Annotated in this window: 11 protein-coding genes; 4 read left to right on the plus strand and 7 right to left on the minus strand. The window is 73.1% G+C overall.

Annotation, left to right across the window (positions count from 1 at the left end; translation table 11 throughout):
* The coding region (locus tag AC0693_RS34925) for a type I polyketide synthase (RefSeq protein WP_478804070.1) at positions 1-3,867 on the plus strand (3,867 nt) is incomplete at its 5' end.
* A 77-nt stretch (positions 3,868-3,944) separates the two neighbouring features.
* Here the strand turns inward: AC0693_RS34925 and AC0693_RS34930 are convergent.
* The 3 genes from AC0693_RS34930 to AC0693_RS34940 form a co-directional block, all read right to left on the minus strand.
* On the minus strand, positions 3,945-4,940 hold the full coding sequence (locus tag AC0693_RS34930) for an ACP S-malonyltransferase (RefSeq protein ID WP_469320928.1): 996 nt from the start codon (positions 4,938-4,940) through the stop codon (positions 3,945-3,947).
* Between the two features lie 112 nt (positions 4,941-5,052).
* Positions 5,053-5,907: an ABC transporter permease gene (locus AC0693_RS34935; protein ID WP_478804071.1), complete on the minus strand. Its 855-nt coding sequence runs from the start codon at positions 5,905-5,907 to the stop codon at positions 5,053-5,055.
* Positions 5,904-6,884, minus strand: a complete 981-nt coding sequence (locus tag AC0693_RS34940) for an ABC transporter ATP-binding protein (RefSeq protein WP_356416575.1) — start codon at positions 6,882-6,884, stop codon at positions 5,904-5,906. The genes AC0693_RS34935 and AC0693_RS34940 overlap by 4 nt, the downstream gene beginning before the upstream one ends.
* Before the next feature lie 249 nt (positions 6,885-7,133).
* Here AC0693_RS34940 and AC0693_RS34945 point away from each other — a divergent pair, with 249 nt between their 5' ends.
* From AC0693_RS34945 to AC0693_RS34955, 3 genes are all read left to right on the plus strand, one after another.
* The gene (locus AC0693_RS34945) at positions 7,134-7,658 is read left to right on the plus strand and encodes a sugar phosphate nucleotidyltransferase (RefSeq protein WP_469320931.1); all 525 of its coding nucleotides are present in this window, start codon (positions 7,134-7,136) and stop codon (positions 7,656-7,658) included.
* 80 nt (positions 7,659-7,738) lie between these two features.
* Positions 7,739-8,383, plus strand: coding sequence for a thioesterase II family protein (locus tag AC0693_RS34950; protein WP_468472334.1), 645 nt, complete (start codon positions 7,739-7,741; stop codon positions 8,381-8,383).
* A 280-nt stretch (positions 8,384-8,663) separates the two neighbouring features.
* Positions 8,664-10,076 (plus strand): class I adenylate-forming enzyme family protein, encoded by a 1,413-nt coding sequence (locus AC0693_RS34955; protein ID WP_478804072.1) that lies wholly within the window; start codon positions 8,664-8,666, stop codon positions 10,074-10,076.
* 105 nt (positions 10,077-10,181) lie between these two features.
* Here AC0693_RS34955 and AC0693_RS34960 read toward each other — a convergent pair whose 3' ends face one another.
* The 4 genes from AC0693_RS34960 to AC0693_RS34975 form a co-directional block, all read right to left on the minus strand.
* Positions 10,182-11,843, minus strand: a complete 1,662-nt coding sequence (locus tag AC0693_RS34960; protein WP_478804073.1) for a flavin monoamine oxidase family protein — start codon at positions 11,841-11,843, stop codon at positions 10,182-10,184.
* Between the two features lie 181 nt (positions 11,844-12,024).
* Complete coding sequence (locus tag AC0693_RS34965) at positions 12,025-12,723, minus strand: 4'-phosphopantetheinyl transferase family protein (RefSeq protein ID WP_478804074.1); 699 nt, start codon at positions 12,721-12,723, stop codon at positions 12,025-12,027.
* Entirely contained in the window at positions 12,720-13,616 is an 897-nt protein-coding gene (locus AC0693_RS34970) for a metallophosphoesterase family protein (RefSeq protein ID WP_478804075.1), read from the minus strand. Before AC0693_RS34970 ends, AC0693_RS34965 begins: the two co-directional genes overlap by 4 nt.
* Positions 13,597-16,473, minus strand: a complete 2,877-nt coding sequence (locus AC0693_RS34975; RefSeq protein ID WP_478804076.1) for a helix-turn-helix transcriptional regulator — start codon at positions 16,471-16,473, stop codon at positions 13,597-13,599. The genes AC0693_RS34970 and AC0693_RS34975 overlap by 20 nt, the downstream gene beginning before the upstream one ends.
* Between the last annotated feature and the right edge of the window lie 155 nt (positions 16,474-16,628).

Below are 16,628 nucleotides of genomic sequence, written 5' to 3' on the forward strand. Positions count from 1 at the left end.
CGTGAGGCGGCCGTACTCGGGTCGCTGCGCCGTAACGAGGGTGGTCTGGAGCGGTTCTGGCTCTCACTCGGTGAAGCGTATGTGCGTGGTGTCGCGGTGGATTGGGAGGCGGTCTTTGCCGGGACGGGTGCCCGTCGGGTCGACCTGCCCACCTACGCCTTCCAGCGCGACCGCTACTGGATCGACGTACCCGTATCCCGGGTCGGCGACGTCGCCTCCGCCGGGCTCGGCTCCGCCGAGCACCCGCTGCTCGGTGCCGCCGTCGAGCTGCCCGACTCCGACGGATTCCTCTTCACCGGACGCCTCTCCCTCCAGAGCCACCCCTGGTTGGCCGACCACCGTGCCGCGGGTGCCGTGCTCCTGCCCGGCACCGCCTTCGTCGAGCTCGCCCTGCACGCGGGCCGACGGGTCGGTACCGCCTTCGTCGAGGAACTGAACCTGGAGGCCCCGCTGGTGCTGCCCGAGAAGGGCGCCCTCCAGCTCCGGCTCTCCGTGGCCGGGCCCGACGAAGCGGGACGGCGCGTGATCCACTTCCACTCGCGTGCCGAGGCCCCCGCCGGGGACGCCCCGGGCCTCGGGCAGGACCTGCCGTGGACGCGCCACGCCAGTGGTGTCCTCGGCGCACCCGAGGTGGTGACCGCGCCACAGGCCGCGCCCGGCCCGGAGGTCTGGCCGCCCGCCGGGGCCGAACCGCTCGACGTATCCGACCTGTACGAACTGTTCGCGGCCGGCGGGTACGCGTACGGCCCGGCCTTCCGCAACCTGCGGGCGGCCTGGCGCCTCGGCGACGAACTCCTCGCCGAACTCGTCCTGTCGGAGGGCCCTGGGGCCGAAGCCGCCGACTTCGGCGTGCACCCGGCGCTGCTGGACGCGGGCCTGCACGGCCTCGCGCTCGGCTCCTTCCTCGGCGGCGACGAAGCCGAGGACGGCAGCGGCCGGATGCGGCTGCCGTTCTCCTTCACGGGGGTGCACCTGCACGCCGTCGGTCCCGGAGCCCTGCGGGTGCGCCTCACCCCGGCAGGGTCCGGCGCGGTGTCCCTCGCGGCGTTCGACGAGAGCGGCGAGCCGGTCGTGTCGGTGGAGTCGCTGCTGCTGCGCGAGCTCGACCCGGCCCGGCTGAGCGCGTCCGCCCCCGCCTTCCACGAGTCGCTGTTCCGGCTGGAATGGCCCGCGATCGGCGGCAACAAGGCGCCCGCTGAAGGCCGGTGGGCCGTGATCGGCCCGGACCCGCTCGGCCTCGAAGACGCGCTGGCCGCGGCGGGCGCCACCGTCGACAGTTACACCGACCTGGAGGTCCTCGCGGGCGTGGTGCTCGCCGGGAAACCGCTGCCGGACACGGTCCTGGTGTCGTACGCCGACCCGGCCGGGCCCGGTACGGGTGGCGGTACCGCGGACGCCGCCCGCAGCGCCGCCCACGGCGCGCTGGAGCTCGTACAGACCTGGCTGGCCGAGGAGCATCTCTCCGGGGCCCGCCTCGCGGTCGTCACGCGGGGCGCCGTCGAGGTACGGCCCGGCGACGGCGTCCCGGACCCGGCGCACGCGACCGTGTGGGGGCTGCTGCGCTCCGCCCAGTCGGAGAACCCGGGCCGGTTCGTCGTCCTCGACCTCGACCCCGGCGCCGCCAGCGGCGTCGAGGAGGTCACCACGGAGGGTCCCGCCCTCGGCGAGCTGCTCGCGGCCGCCGCGGCGAGCGGGGAGCCCCAGCTCGCGCTCCGTGCCGGATCCCTGCACGCGGCCCGATTGGCCCGGGTTCCCGCGGCCCGCCCGGAGCCGCAGGAGACCGGTGTCGACGCCGACACCCCGGACGGCGCCCCGTCCGAGGCTCCCGCACCAGCCCGCGGGCTCGACCCGGAGGGCACCGTCCTCATCACCGGCGGCACCGGTGTCCTGGGCAGCCTCCTGGCCCGGCACCTGGTGACCGAGCACGGTGTGCGGCATCTGCTGCTGACCAGCCGCCGCGGACCCGCGGCCGTCGGCGCCGCGGAGCTGGTCGCGGACCTCGCGGCGCTGGGCGCCGAGGCGCAGGTCGTCGCCTGCGACGCCGCCGACCGGGAGGACCTGGCCGCACTGCTGGCACGGATCCCGCAGGCGCACCCGTTGACCGCGGTCGTCCACACCGCGGGCCACCTCGACGACGGGCTCCTGCCGTCGCTGACCCCCGAGCGGATCGACGCGGTGCTGCGGCCGAAGGTCTACGGGGCCCTGCACCTGCACGAGCTGACCCGGGAGGCGGACCTGGCGGCCTTCGTGCTGTTCTCCTCCGCGGCCGGCACGCTCGGCACCCCCGGGCAGGCCAACTACGCGGCGGCCAACGCGTTCCTCGACGCCCTGGCCCAGCAGCGGCGCGCGGCGGGCCTGCCCGCGGTGTCGCTGGCCTGGGGTCTGTGGGAGCAGCGCAGCGAGATGACCGGCGACCTCACGGACGCCGACGTCCAGCGGATGGCACGGGCCGGACTCACCGCGCTCTCCTCCGCGGAGGGCCTGGCCCTGTTCGACACGGCCTGCTCCGTGGCCGGGACCGGCTCGGGCGTCGGCGCCGAGGTGCCCGGCAGCGGGGTCTTCGTCGCGATGCGGCTGGACACCGGGCCGCTGAAGGCCCAGGCGGACGCGGGCGGCCTCCCGCCGCTCTTCCGGGGCCTGGTCCGCGGCGGGCTGCGCCGGGCCGCCGCAGGCACCGCCGACGCGGCGGCGTCCGCGTCCGCGCGACGGCTCGCGGGGCTGGCCGGGCTGCCGGAGGAGGAGCAGGAGCGGCTGCTGCTGGACGTCGTGCGCGAGCAGACCGCCGCGGTCCTCGCCTACTCCGGCGCCGACGCGGTGGGGGAGTCCCAGCAGTTCCTGGAGCTGGGCCTGGACTCGCTGACCGCGGTGGAGCTGCGGAACCAGCTGAACGCGGTGACGGGGCTGCGGCTGCCCGCCACGCTGCTGTTCGACCACCCGACGCCGCTCCTCATCGCCGCGCGGCTCCGCGTCGAGCTGGCCGGGGCGCAGGGCGGTGCGGCCGGATCCGGCGGCACCGCGGCGGACGCCGCCGAGGCGGACACCGACGGGGTGTTCGGCGCGATGCTCCAGGCGGCCGGGGCACAGGGCGAGTCCGGTCCGTTCATGGAACTCCTCATGCAGGCGTCGCGGTTCCGTCCGTCGTTCTCCTCGGCGGCGGAGCTGCGCAAGGCGCCGGGCCTGGTGCGGCTCGCCCGCGGCGAGGACGGTCCGGGCCTGATCTGCTTCTCGTCGATCCTGTCGATCTCGGGCCCGCACCAGTACGCCCGCTTCGCCTCCGCCTTCCGCGGACGGCGGGATGTCCACGCGATGCCCGCACCCGGCTTCCTGCGGGGCGAGCAGTTGCCCACGACGACGGAGGCGGTCGTCGAGGCGCAGGCGCAGGCCGTCCTGCGGCATGCGGACGGTGCGCCGTTCGTCCTGCTAGGCCACTCGTCGGGCGGCATGCTGGCGCACGCGGTGGCGGCCCGGCTGGAGAGCGCCGGCCTCGTCCCGGAGGCCGTGGTCCTGGTCGACATCTACTCGCACGACGACGACGCCATCCTCGGCATCCAGCCGGGGCTGTCGCAGGGCGTGGACGAGCGGCAGGGCAGCCACGTCCCGGTCGACGACAGCCGGCTGCTGGCGATGGGCGCCTACTTCCGTCTCTTCGGCGGATGGCAGCCGGAGGCCGTGAAGGCGCCGACGCTGCTGGTCCGGGCGCAGGAGCAGTTCTTCGACTGGACCCGTGCGGAGAACGGTGACTGGCGTTCCTACTGGGACATGGAGCACACCGCGGTGGACGTGCCCGGCAACCACTTCACGATGATGGAGCAGTACGCGGGGAGCACCGCGGCCGCCGTCGAGCAGTGGCTGGGCCGCCGGATCTGAGGGCGGTGACACGAAAGGGGCCGGGCCCCACCCCCCAGGGGGTGGGGCCCGGCCCCTTTCCGCCGTCCGCGTGGTTCTCAGCCGGTGGCGCGCCGGGCGCGGTCCGCCCGGGAGCGCTCCAGGAACTGCTGTCGCTCGCGCTCGCGGGTGCGCTTCCTGGGCAGGCCCACCGGGACGACGTCGAAGCGGTCCTTCGTGACGTCGAGCCGGTGGAAGAGGTTGTCCGGGCCGGTGACGTACAGGGTGCCCACGCCGAGCCCTTGGAGGGACTCCACCATGGCGGGCCAGTGGATCGGCCGGTCGAAGGTGTCCAGCATCATCTCCCGCATCCCGGCGGCGTCCCGGACGACCGTGCCGTCGTGGTCGCAGACCACGGGGAGGGAGGGGTCGGCGATCTCGTAGGAGCCGAAGACCTCCTCCTCCGCCTTGCGGCGCAACGCGGAGAAGGCCGCGGCGTGGACGGGCGGCCGCATCGAGTACATGGAATAGCCGCCGGCCGCGCTGATGGCGGTGTTCAGGGCGTCGAGTTCCTTCTCCCGTACGGACAGCATGTGGAACCCGGCGTCGAGCCGGCCGGAGAGGTCGTACCAGGCGCCGCGGTCGTCGAACGCGGCGAGGATCTCGTCCAGGCGGTCCTGGGGGGTGCGGACGAAGCAGTGGGTGACCACGTCCGCGTAGGCGGTGGAGAAGTACTCGTCCTCGCAGCGGGCGAGTTCCGCGGTCAGGCGGACGACCTCGGAGAAGGGGAGGGAACCCACGAAGGCGGCGGTGGCCTTCTGGCCGAAGCTGGGGCCCGCGCAGACGGTGGGGGAGACGCCGAGCACGTCCACCGCCCGGTCGGCCAAGGCCATCGAGTTCACCAGGAAAGCGATCTGGAAATCGACCGAATAGTCCTCTTCGGAATTGCGGAAACGGTCGAACACCGAATATCCGAGCACCTCGTCGGCCTCTGCCAGACGGCGTCGCGCGTACGGGTCGAGGAGGAGGAATCGGCCGACCTCTGCGAAGGAGGCCGGGCCCATGCCGGGGAACACGATCGCGGATCCGGTCCGGGCATCGGAGGAATGGGTCATGATCGGTGCATACCTTTGCTTCCGGGATGGTGCGGGACGAGAAAGGACCCCGCACCCGGGCGGCGCTGTTGCGCCGGTCCGGGCACGGGGCCGGAGCTGGATACGTGGGGGATCAGTCCTGGGACCTGCGGTGGAAGCCCTTGATGCTGATCGCCCCGAAGATCAGGATCGAGACGGCCAGCGCCGCGAGGTCCACCCACAGCGGGATCGAACGGGGCCCGCCGGGGGGCAGCAGCAGGTCGCGGATGCCCTCGGTGACGTAGGTCAGGGGGTTGAGGGCGCACAGCACCTGGAACCACCGGATGTCGGCCAGGCCGTGCCAGGGGAACTGGGTGCAGCCCGTGAACATGAGCGGCGTCAGCACCACCGCGAAGACGACACCGATGTGCCGCGGCGGGGCCAGCGTACCGATGGTCAGGCCGACCGCGCTGCCGGCCAGGGCGCCCAGCAGCAGCACGCCCAGCGTGGCCGGGAACTGGTCCATGGGCCAGGAGGCGTGGTCGAGTACGAGGAAGCCCATGGGGATCATCAGCAGCGAGGCGACGATGCCGCGCAGCGTGCCGAAGACCAGCTTTTCGACGGCCACCAGCGTGATCGGGATCGGCGCGAGCAGCCGGTCCTCGATCTCCTTGCTGAAGGAGAAGTCGATGATCATGGGCAGTGCGGTGTTCTGCAAGCTGACCAGGAAGGCGTTGAGCGCCACGACACCGGGCAGCAGCACCGACTGGAAGGCGCCGCCGGTGTAACCGAGTTCGCCGAGGACCTTGCCGAAGACGAACAGGATGAAGAACGGCTCCACGAGGATCTGCGCGAGGAACGTGCCCAGTTCGCGGCCGGTGACGAAGAGGTCCCGCCACAGGATGAAGAAGAACGTACGGGTCACGGAGCGGATGCTGGTGGGCGCCGGGCGCAGCTCCTCGGGGAAGCCGGCCGCCGGGTCGGCCGCGGTCGCGGCGGCGGCGCTCACCGGAGCTCCCGACCGGTCAGGGAGATGAAGACGTCCTCCAGGGTCGCGGTGCCCACCTTGATGTCCTTGATGTCGCAGTTCGCCGCCGTCAGGATGCTGACGGCGACCGGAAGCACCGCGCCGGGCGGCGCGTCGCTGTACAGACGCAGGCGTACGGGTGCGTCCGCGGCGTCCTCGGCGGCCTGGTCGGTGCGCTCGACGCGGGTGACCGTGTCGGCCTTCTCCAGCAGGCGGATCACGTCCTGCGGCCCGGAACCGGCGGGCCGGACGGTGAGGGTCAGGGCGGTGCCGCTCAGGCTCTCCATGAGGGCCTGCGGGGTGTCCAGGGCCAGCAGCCGGCCTTGGTCGACGATGCCGACGCGGTCGCACAGCCGGGCGGCCTCGTCCATGTCGTGGGTGGTGAGCACGGTGGTGACGCCGCGCTCGCGCAGCTCGGCCACCCGCTCGTGGATGAAGAGCCGGGCCTGTGGATCGAGGCCGGTGGCCGGCTCGTCGAGGAAGAGCACGTCGGGCCGGTGCATCAGGGCGCGGGCGATCATCACGCGCTGGGCCTGGCCGCCGGAGAGCTTGTCGCCGCGGGAATCGCCGCGGTCGGCGAGGCCGATCCACTCCAGGCACTCGTCGGCGCGCCGGTTGCGTTCGGCGCGGCCCACGCCGTGGTACCCGGCGTGGAAGGTGAGGTTCTGGCGCAGCGTGAGCGACTGGTCGAGGTTGATGCGCTGGGGGACGACGGCGAAGGCGCGGCGTGCCTGGGCCGGGTGGGCGACGACGTCGACCCCCTGCACGAACGCGCGCCCCGCCGTGGGCGCCACCCGGGTCGTGAGGATGCCGATGGTGGTGGTCTTGCCGGCCCCGTTCGGACCGAGGAATCCGAAGACCTCGCCCCGGCGGACCGAGAAGCTCAAGCCGTCCACCGCGGGTTGGTCGCGGTCCTTGTACTTCTTGACCAGATTTTCGACCACGACAGCGGAATTCACGGATTGTTCAGATTTCATTTATGCCTGCGAGTCGATAGGGGATCCGGGCACAGAAGGGGTGCGCGCCATTTTTAGCATGCGGGATCGTGGCATGGTTCGCCGTGGCGAACGCTAGGGGGAAATGCGGAAAGCCTTAGGGGGGCTTAGGGGTGATCGTCCGTTGTGGTCCCGGGAAACATGGTCCTGGCATCCACGGTAATCGCCGCGGGCCGTCCCCGACCGTTCACCGCATTCTCGCGAGGAGACCCCGTGAAAGCACTCGTCCTGTCGGGGGGATCCCCCGAGGCCGACCGGTCCGTCTTCTTCCGGGTCCTGGAGCAGATCGCCGATGTGGGCATCACCGACGTCGGGATCGTCCTCGGGGAAGCCGCCGACGAGGTGCGGACGGCCGTCGGTGACGGCTCCCGCTTCGGCGTCGGAGTCACCTACCTCCCCCGGACCCGCAGACCCGGGCCGGGGGCGGCCGTGCGCACGGCGCGGGACTGGCTCGGCGACGACGACTTCGTCACGCATCCCGAGGACGTCCTGGTCCCGGGCGGGATCGGCGAGCAGGTGGAGGCGTTCCGCAGCCGCCGCCCGGCGGCGCAGGTCGTTCCGGGGACGGCCGGGGTGTACTTCTTCACGGACGCCGTGCACCGCGCCGTCGACGCCCTCCGGGCCGCCGCCCCCGACGGGCCGGAGATCACCGATGTACTGCGCTGGCTGGCCGACCAGGGCCTGGAGGTCGTCTCCGTCGCCCCGGCCGGGTCCGGCCCGGCACCGATCAATCCATGAGGGCCCTCCACCCCGGAGGTGCCCGGCCGCCTGCCCGACCACGTGTCAGAGGCACCACCCGAGGTGGAGTTCCAGGGAGCATGACCCATGCCGACAGCCGGCCCTCCGCGGGGGAGCCACTCCCAGACGAGGTCGGCCTGATCCAGATCCGGCAGCCCGGCATCCCGAGCAGCTACCGCATGATCTGCTTCCCGAGCGCGCGCAACTCCCCGCTCTGCTACCTCGCGATGGCGGAGCTGCTGCTTCCCACCGTGGAACTGGTCGTCGTGCAGTACCCGCCGATGCGCTCCGCGGAGCACCTCGACCCGGCCGGGTGCACCCTGCTCGCCGACCAGATCTTCGAGGCGCTCCGCGGCTGGGCCGACCGCCCCTTGGTGCTGTTCGGGCACCGCCTGGGCGCCGATCTGGCCTATGAGGTGGCCTGCCGGCTGGAGCGGGAGACCTACGGCGCGCTGCTGACCCTCTTCGTGTCCGGACGGACCGCGCCCGGCCATCGCGGCAGCCTCGGCCCGCCCGCCCTGAGCTGCCGGATCGTCGCCCTGACCGCACAGTACGACCCGCGCGCCACGCTCTCGGGGGTACGGGGCTGGCGGCGGTGCACCTGCGGCTGGTTCGACCTCGAGACCTTCCCCGGGGCGCAGGGGTACCTGAAGACCCACCGCCGGGAGGTGGTCAACATCGTCCACGACCAGCTGATCTCGCTCGGCGGAGCGGACCCGGGATGACCGCTCGCCGGACTGAGGGGATCCCAGGGGTCGTTCAGGGGTACCCGGCCCGACACCCCCTGCCTAGCGTGCGTCTGTGGAGACCCGTGTCCGGACCCGACGCGCACGGCCCGGCCGGCGCACGCCACGGCCACGATTCCCTCCCGCGCGGTACCCACGAATCCCGTGGACCCCGCGAATCCGCGATCCACCCCGTGAACGGACCCGACCCGCGGCCGGCCCGGCGCACCGCGCGCCGACCGGCCGTGGCACGGCCCAGAGGAAGGACATAGTGCGACCGATGACCGCGAAGATATTGGCAGCCGACTCGGTACGGACCGTCGAGGACTTCGAACAGGACGCCCTCCGGGTGGCCTCGGTGATCCGCGAACGCGGAGTCGGCCTCGGCGACCGGGTGATGCTCAAGGCCGGCAACTCGGCGGCCTACGTGTGCGTGCTGTACGCGCTCATGCACGTCGGCGCCTCGATCGTCCTCGTCGACCAGCAGGAGCACCCCGAGGAAACCCGGCGCATCGCCGTGCGCACCGGTGTCAAGATCACCTTCGTCGACGACGAGACCCCGATCTACGCCGACGCCGACCCCATCCACCTCTACGAACTCATGGTCGCCGTCACCGACCACGAACCCGCCGGCTCCACCCTGTCCTTCGAGGACTGGGGCGAACTCCCCGACGGCCTCATCATGTGGACCTCCGGCTCCACCGGCTCCCCCAAGGGCGTCGTGAAGTCCGGCGCCTCCTTCCTGCGCAACCTGCGGCGCAACGCCGACCAGGTGGGCCACCGCGCCGACGACGTACTGATGCCGCTCCTGCCCTTCGCCCACCAGTACGGCCTGTCGATGGTCCTCATCGCCCACCTGGTCCGCTGCTCCCTGGTGATCGCCCCTTACCGGCGACTGGACCGCGCCCTGCGCATGGGCCGCGACGCCGGGGTCACCGTCATCGACGCCACCCCCTCCAGCTACCGCAGCATCCTCGGCCTGATGACCCGCAAGCCGGCGCTGCGCACCCACCTGCAGGACGTGCGCATGCTCTGCGTCGGTGCGGCGCCCCTCGACGCGCCGCTGGTGGATAGATACGTCGCCGAGTTCGGGCTGCCGCTGCTCGACAGCTACGGCTCCACCGAGCTCGGCAACATCTCCTTCGCCACCCTCGACAACCCGGTCGCCTGCGGCCGGGCCATGGAGGGCATCCGGCTGCGGATCGTCGACGAGGACGGCCGCGAGCTGGCCGCGGGGGAGACCGGCGAGATCCAGGTCGACACCCCCGACGCCCTGCTGGGCCAGGTGTCCGAGGACGGTACCGTCGTCCCCGCCCATGCAACCGGCTGGCAGCCCACAGGCGACCTCGGCCACCTTGACGCGGACGGCAACCTCTACGTCCTGGGGCGCAAGTTCGCGGTCCACCGCATGGGCTACACCCTGTACCCCGAGTTGATCGAGCGGAAGGTCGCCGGTCACGGCTGCTCCACCCGGATCGTGCCGCTGCCCGACGAAATCCGGGGCTCCCAGCTGGTGTTCTTCGTCGAGGACGAGGAGCAGCGGGACGCCGCCCACTGGCGGGAGCGACTGTGCAGCCTGCTGCCCGCCTTCGAACAGCCCAACACGGTCGTGGTGCTGGAACGGTTCCCGCTCAACCGCAACGGCAAGCCCGACAAGAAGGCCCTCGCCGCACTGGCCGCCCCCCGGGCCTGAGGACCTGACGGCCCCGCCCCGCCGCCCCACCGCGGCGGGGGATCAGGGCCCCGGCACACGTGCCGAAGGGCGCCCCCGCCGACCGTGGGGGCGCCCTTCTCCGGTTCAGCTCTCGTAGGGCAGCTCGACGGGAGCGAGCGCTTCGAAGAGGTCACCGGGGCCGGGGTTGTCCGGGTGGGCCGATCCGCCCAGGTGGTCCACCACACCCCAGACGGCGTTCAGCGCCGTGGTGACGGCGCCCTCGGCGAAGCCGCCCGTCCAGGAGACGTCGTCGCCGCACAGGAAGAACCCGCGCTGCCCCTCGGGCATCCCGCGCTGCATGAACTGGGTGAACAGCCGCCGCTGGTAGCGGTACTGGCCCGGCAGGTTCGCCTTGAACGCGCCCATGAAGTGCGGTTCGGTCTCCCACGTGATGGTCAGCGGCTCACCGATCACGTGCGAGCGGACGTCCACCCCGGGATAGATCTCCGCGAGCTTGTCCAGCAGCACCTTGAGGCGCTCCTGCGGGCTCAGCGTCGCCATCTTCAGCGAGTCGTCGTTCCACGTGTACGACAGGCACAGCACGCCCGGCCGGTCCGGACCGTCGTCGAAGAGGTAGACCCCGCGCGGCATCCGGTCGGTGAGCGTCATGCTCATCACCGGAAGCCCGGTCTCGGGATCCAGGTCCTGCCAGAAGGGCCGGTCGGTCAGGACGAACACCTTCGACGAGCCCATGTAGTGGGTCCGCTCCACCGCCGTCCACACCGGCGTGCTGAGGAGCGCCGGGTCGGCCTCCACCCGGTTCAGCAGCGTCCACACGTGCGGGGTGTACACCACGGCCGGGTAGCGCTCCTCCCGCCCGTCGGCGTCGGTGACCGCGAAACCCGTCCCGGCCTGCCGCACGGCCCGCACGCCCGGCCGCGGCGCCCCGCCGTGCAGCGACGCCAGCGAGGTGCCCGCCGGCCAGTGCGCGCACTGGTCCGGCCGGTGCTCCCACAGCCCCCGCGGCACCTGCTGGGCCCCCCCGGGGATCGCCACCTGGCGCTCGTCGGCCTCGGTGTAGATCACACGGAGGATCTCCAGCAGCGAGTTCGGGAAGTCGGTGTCCCAGCCACCGGTGCCGAACCCGACCTGGCCGAAGACCTCACGATGCCGGAACGACCGGAACGCCGAACTGGTGGCGAGGAAACCGTGGAAGGACTGGTCGTCGAACTCCCGGACCAGCCGGTCCCACACGTGCTTGAGGGTGTGCGTGTCGCGCCGCCGGACCGCGTCGCGCATCGTGGACAGCTCCGCCCGCTCCTGCAGCGCCTTCTCCCAGGCGGCGGCCACCTCCTGGTACAGCTCGGGCAGGTCCTGCGTCCCGCGCGCGGTGTGGCGCACCCCGCCGAGGTCGATGAGCGTGCTCGGGGTGTGCTCGGACAGGGGGTTGGGGAAGGGGACGGTGGCCAGCCCCTGGAGGTCGATGTAGTGGAACAGGGCGCGGGCCGACAGCGGAAAGCGCATCGCGCCCATCTCCGCCACGTGCTCCGGCCGTCCCGGGAACGGGACCGACCGCATCCGGCCGCCGAGCTGTTCCGCTTCGTACACGACCGGGCGCAGACCCAGCCGCATCAGCTCGTAGGCCGCGGTCAGCCCGGCCATCCCGCCGCCGACGACGGCCACCGGGGTCCCGGCGCGCTCGGGCGGGAGGGAGCCCAGGCCCGCCGGATGGCTCAGCCAGGCGTCGTAGGAGAACGGGAAGTCCGGCACGAGCATGCTGGTGGGGTCCGGGGGTGCTGTTGTCATCTGGAGTACCTCTCGGGCCGGTTCGGCAGCGCTTCCAGGGGAGAACCGGAGCGAGCCGGGCGCGGAGCCGGGAACGCGGCGTCGCGGCGGGCCCGGACGGCGGGATGACCGCACGCCGTCCGCCGTGCGCAGTCGGTCCGGTCCTCGCACGCTACGCAGCGCCCCCGGAACCGGACAACCCCTACCGACCCGGGCTTGCGACCCCGACCCGCGCGGGTACCGCTATGGCGGTGACGATCAGTCCCCGGTCCGCGAGCCAGCGGCCCTCGAAACCCGTCACCGGCCGCCCGTCGGGACCGGCGCCCGGCCGCAGGACCTCGGCGCGGAAGGTGCCCCGCCGCGGGTTGTCGGCGTCGGTGCGGAAGGACAGCCGGGCGTCCTCGAAGTCCAGCTCGGTGCCGACCAGCGGGAACCAGGTCTTGTACACGGCCTCTTTGGCGCTGAACAGCAGTCGGTCCCGGCACAGCCGCCCGGCCGCCGGCACCGGGGTGCGCGCCCAGGTCAGTTCGCCGGGCAGGGCGATGAAGTCCAGGACCCCCCTGCGCAGCGGCAGGTCGGGCTCTGCGTCGATGCCGACCGCCACCAGATCGGTGTCCCGGGCCAGGACCACGGCCCGGTAGCCCGTGCAGTGGGTCATGCTGCCCACCACCCCTGCGGGCCACTGCGGAACGTTGCGCCGGCCGGGCAGGACCGGGGCCGGGGGCAGGCCGAGGTCCGCCATCGCCCTCCGGGCACAGCCCCTCACGGTGGTGAACTCCTCGCGCCGTTCCTCCGGCGCCGTGGCCACCAGGGCGGCCTCCTCGGGGTGGAGGACCGCCGAGCCGTCCGGCCCGAAGGCCTCGCGTGCGCGGGCCCCTTCGGGCAGCAGGGTCTCTATCACGTGCCGGCCTCTCCCTCGGGGTGGGGCAGGATCTGCCGCAGCAGGCCCTTGGGGTGGCCGCGGCGGCGCCATTCGCGCGGGTAGCCGATCGACACCTCCTCGAAGCGCACTCCGTCGTACCAGGTGGTCCGGGGTATGTGCAGGTGCCCGTAGACCACGGCGGCCGTGCGGAACCGGCGGTGCCAGTCGGCGGTGAGGACGGTGCCGCACCACTGGGCGAACTCCGGGTGCCACAGCACGTCCGTGGGCTCGCGGACCAGCGGGAAGTGGTTGACCAGCACCAGTGGGACCGCCGGGTCGTGGGCCTCGAGCCGTCTCAGGGTCAGTTCGACACGGGCCCGGCACCAGGCGTCCCGGCTCGGGTGCGGGTCGGGGTGCAGCAGGTACTCGTCCGTGCAGACGACGCCCGCCTCGTGCGCCCGCTCCAGTGACTCCTCCTTCGAGGCGACGCCCGGGACGCGGAAGGTGTAGTCGTACAGGAGGAACAGCGGGGCGACGGCGACCGGGCCGTCGGGCCCCCGCCACACCGGCCACGGGTCCTCGGGGGTGTGGACCCCGAGCCGGCGGCACATCTCCACGATGTGGCGGTAGCGTTCCTCGCCGCGAGCCTGGATCTGGTCCTCGCGCGGCGTCCACAGCTCGTGGTTGCCCGGTGCCCACACCACCGTGGCGAAGCGTCCGGCGAGCAGGCTCAGCGCCCACTCGATGTCCTCGGTCATCTCGCCGACGTCGCCCGCGACGATCAGCCAGTCGTCCGGGTGCTGCGGCCGCAGCGATTCGGTGATCGGCCGGTTGTCGGCCATCCCGATGTGCAGGTCGCTGACCGCGAGCAGCCGGGGTCCGGCCGCCGTGGTGGCGGGCCGGTTTGCGGGATCAGGCAGTGTATGCGACATCGTTGTCCCAACTCACGGGCAGGTCTTGACGGCGTGTTATATGGATCTTCCGGTAGACCCGGGTGAGGTGCTGTTCCACGGTACTGACGGTGATGAAGAGCCTGGCCCCGATCTCCCGGTTCGTGTACCCGTGGGCGGCGAGCGACGCCACCCGCCGCTCGGCGTCTGTCAGTGCGGACGCCGGCTCCGGAGCGGACCGGACGGGGAGCGGCTCCGGGGCGGCGGCCACGGCATGCGGCGGCGCGCTCGGCCGTGCCGCCTCCGCCGGTACGCCCTGGCCGGGTTCCCGGTGACCGCCGGCCTCGGCGATCCGCCAGGCCCGGCGGGTGCAGGCCTTGCCCTGGGCGGCGTCGCCGAGCCGCTCGTAGGCGGTGCCCAACTCGCTCAGGGCCCGGGCCAGCTCGCGCGCATCCCCCTCGTCCTGGAGCAGGGCCACGGCCCGTTCCAGCAGCGCGGGCCGTTCGCGCAGCGGTCGGGCGCCCGCCAGGACGCGCAGGGCCAGAGCCTGCACCCGTGGCCCGGTCTCCTCGGCGAGCTGCTCCCGGGCGAACCGCTCGGCCTGCTCCCGGTTGCCCAGGGCCAGCGAGGCCTCCGCGACCCCCACCCGCCAGGGCGCCAGCCCCGCCCGGTCCATGTCCCACTCCCGCATCAGTTTCCCGCAGGTCATGAAGTCCGTGAGCGCCGCGTGGTGGCGTCCGGTGGCGAGCTGGTGCCTTCCACGCGCGTAGACGTAGTGCAGGCCGTAGCGGGTCCGGAGCATGTGCTCCGGCACGGGGTGGTCCACCAGGGCCGCGGCCGTCTCGTGGTCGGCCATCGCCGTCCGGGCCTCGATGAGCGCGGAGAGGGGCAGGCCGATGCCCACGCCCCAGCCGTGCGGGGGGAGTTCCGTCAGCGCCTGCTCCGCCAGCCGGCAGGCCTGGGCCAGTTCACCTCGGCGCAGCGCCATGTGCGCGCGCATCGCCTGCATCACCGCGACCCAGCCGGGCGCACCACGCCGGGCCGCCTCCTCCAGGTGCCGGTCCGCCCACTGGGCGGCCGCGCCGAGCCGGTCCGCGTACATCAGGGCCAGGAGGCACGCCCGTACGGTGACGTGGCTCTCCTCCGTGAGGCGCGTCCCGGCCAGGATCCGTTCGGCCCGCCCGGCCAGAGCCTCGTCCGCCGCGGCCCGGTCGCGCGGCCCCCGGGTGGCGCCGAGGGCGTTCTGGAGCAGACCCATCGCCGTCATGACGCCGTCGTCCGAGGGGTCCGCGAGCGGCTGCGCGTGGTCCCAGTCCGGGCCGAGGGCGCTGTCCATCCCGCCGAGGAGGGTGGGGTAGGTGGTCACCAGCAGCAGCCGGACACCGCGCAGCTGGGCCGTGAGCGCGGCGTCCGGGCGGCCCTGTACGCCCTCCAGCGCGCGCCGGATGGCCATGGCGCCGTCGTCGATCCAGCCGTGCCACAGCAGGTCGCCCACCAGCCGCAGTGATTCGGTCACCGGAAGGATGCCCCGGTGCAGGGCGGCGTTCAGCGGCTGGAGCGCGCGCGCCCACGCGGACGGCTTGACCCGCCAGATGAACTTCGCCGTGTTCGCCTGGAGTTGCAGCCGCTCCCGCTCGTCCCGGGAGCACTGCTCGGCCAGCCGCAGGCAGCGCACCGCGAAGCCGACGCGCTGCCCGGCCAGCGCCGTGTGCGCGGCGTCGCTCAGCACCCCCGGTACCCACTCCTCGTCCAGGGAGTGCGGCCCGTGGCCCAGCAGGTGCGCGGCGACGGCTACCGGCGCCGCACCCGCCTCGTACAGCAGCTGCGCCGCGCGGCGGCGCAGCCGTGCCGCCGCATCGTCGGCCAGGCTCTCCAGCACCGCCGAGCAGACCGAGCCGTGTCGGAAGCGGGTGCCCTGGAGGATGCCCGCGTCGCGGAGCGCGGCGACCACGTCTTCCACCGTCCGTTCGGTGGTCCTCACCAGCCGGGCCAGCAGTGGCGGCGATCCGGCGTCGCCCAGCAGGGCGATGCCCTGGGCGACGCGCAGGCCGTCCACGCCCGTACGGTGCACGCATATCAGGGCGTTCTGGAGGAACTGCTCACCCGCGGGGAAGGCCCCCTCGGCTCCCTGCCAGGCGGCCTGGTCGTCCAGGAGGCTGTGTACGAGCAGGGGGTTGCCGCCGGTGGCCGCATGCAGGATCGAGAGGGTGCGGGCGTCGGCCGCAGCGGACCCCGCAGGGGTTGCTTCCAGGGCCCGCCGCGCCAGCAGGCCCTCCACGCCCCGAAGGCTGAGCGGGCCCAGTCGCAGCCGGGGGCCGGCGATCCGACGCAGCAGCTCCTCCAGCACGGCCGGGGGAGTCGCGCCCGCGTCGGGGCCCCGCGTCACGATGAGGGAGAGCCCACGGCCGGTGGACCGCGCCCGGCCCAGGGCGTACAGCAGGCAGTGCAGGGACTGCGGGTCGGCGTACTGCACGTCGTCGACGGCGATCAGGACGGGACGGCGCGCCGCGAGCCCCGCGAGCCGCGCGTGGACCGCCATCAGGGTCGGCGCGGGGACGAAGTCCCCGTCGTCGAGCGGCGCGTGGAGCGGAAGCGGTAATGGCGCGTCCGGGGTGTCGCGGAGCAGTTCCTCGACCACGCCGAAGGGGATGTCCTGTTCCGCCGCGGAGGTTGCGGCGCTCAGCAGCCGTACCCCCCAATCGGGGGTCCGCTCCTGCACGCGGTGGAGCAGGGCCGTCTTGCCCGCGGCGACCGGACCTGCGATCACGGCCAGGGGGCCCGATGCGGCGGGGCCGTCGAGTGCGCCGGCACCCTGCGCACCCGCGGATCCGGGGCCGCGGGCGGTGCCGGTCACCCAGGAGGTCAGTTTGGCGATCTGTTCATCCCGCTCCACCAACATGGCTTTGGACGCCTCCCCAATGAGCTGTGAACCGTCGCATGCCGCTTTCACAGCCGACATGGCTATTCATGATGAGTTCCCACGCGCGCAGGAAGGCGGGTGCCCGATGAGCGCATGGAAGTCAGCACTCGCCGCTGGTCAGGCGGCAGGCTTCC

The organism is Streptomyces sp. NPDC043876 (assembly GCF_056435825.1).

Bases quoted from the DNA above. Each gene is read 5' to 3' on its own strand.
- AC0693_RS34975 (WP_478804076.1), bottom strand. From the start codon at position 16,473: ATGTTGGTGGAGCGGGATGAACAGATCGCCAAACTGACCTCCTGGGTG.
- AC0693_RS34930 (WP_469320928.1), bottom strand. From the start codon at position 4,940: ATGACCCATTCCTCCGATGCCCGGACCGGATCCGCGATCGTGTTCCCC.
- AC0693_RS34960 (WP_478804073.1), bottom strand. From the start codon at position 11,843: ATGACAACAGCACCCCCGGACCCCACCAGCATGCTCGTGCCGGACTTC.
- AC0693_RS34955 (WP_478804072.1), top strand. From the start codon at position 8,664: ATGACCGCGAAGATATTGGCAGCCGACTCGGTACGGACCGTCGAGGAC.
- AC0693_RS34950 (WP_468472334.1), top strand. From the start codon at position 7,739: ATGACCCATGCCGACAGCCGGCCCTCCGCGGGGGAGCCACTCCCAGAC.
- AC0693_RS34970 (WP_478804075.1), bottom strand. From the start codon at position 13,616: ATGTCGCATACACTGCCTGATCCCGCAAACCGGCCCGCCACCACGGCG.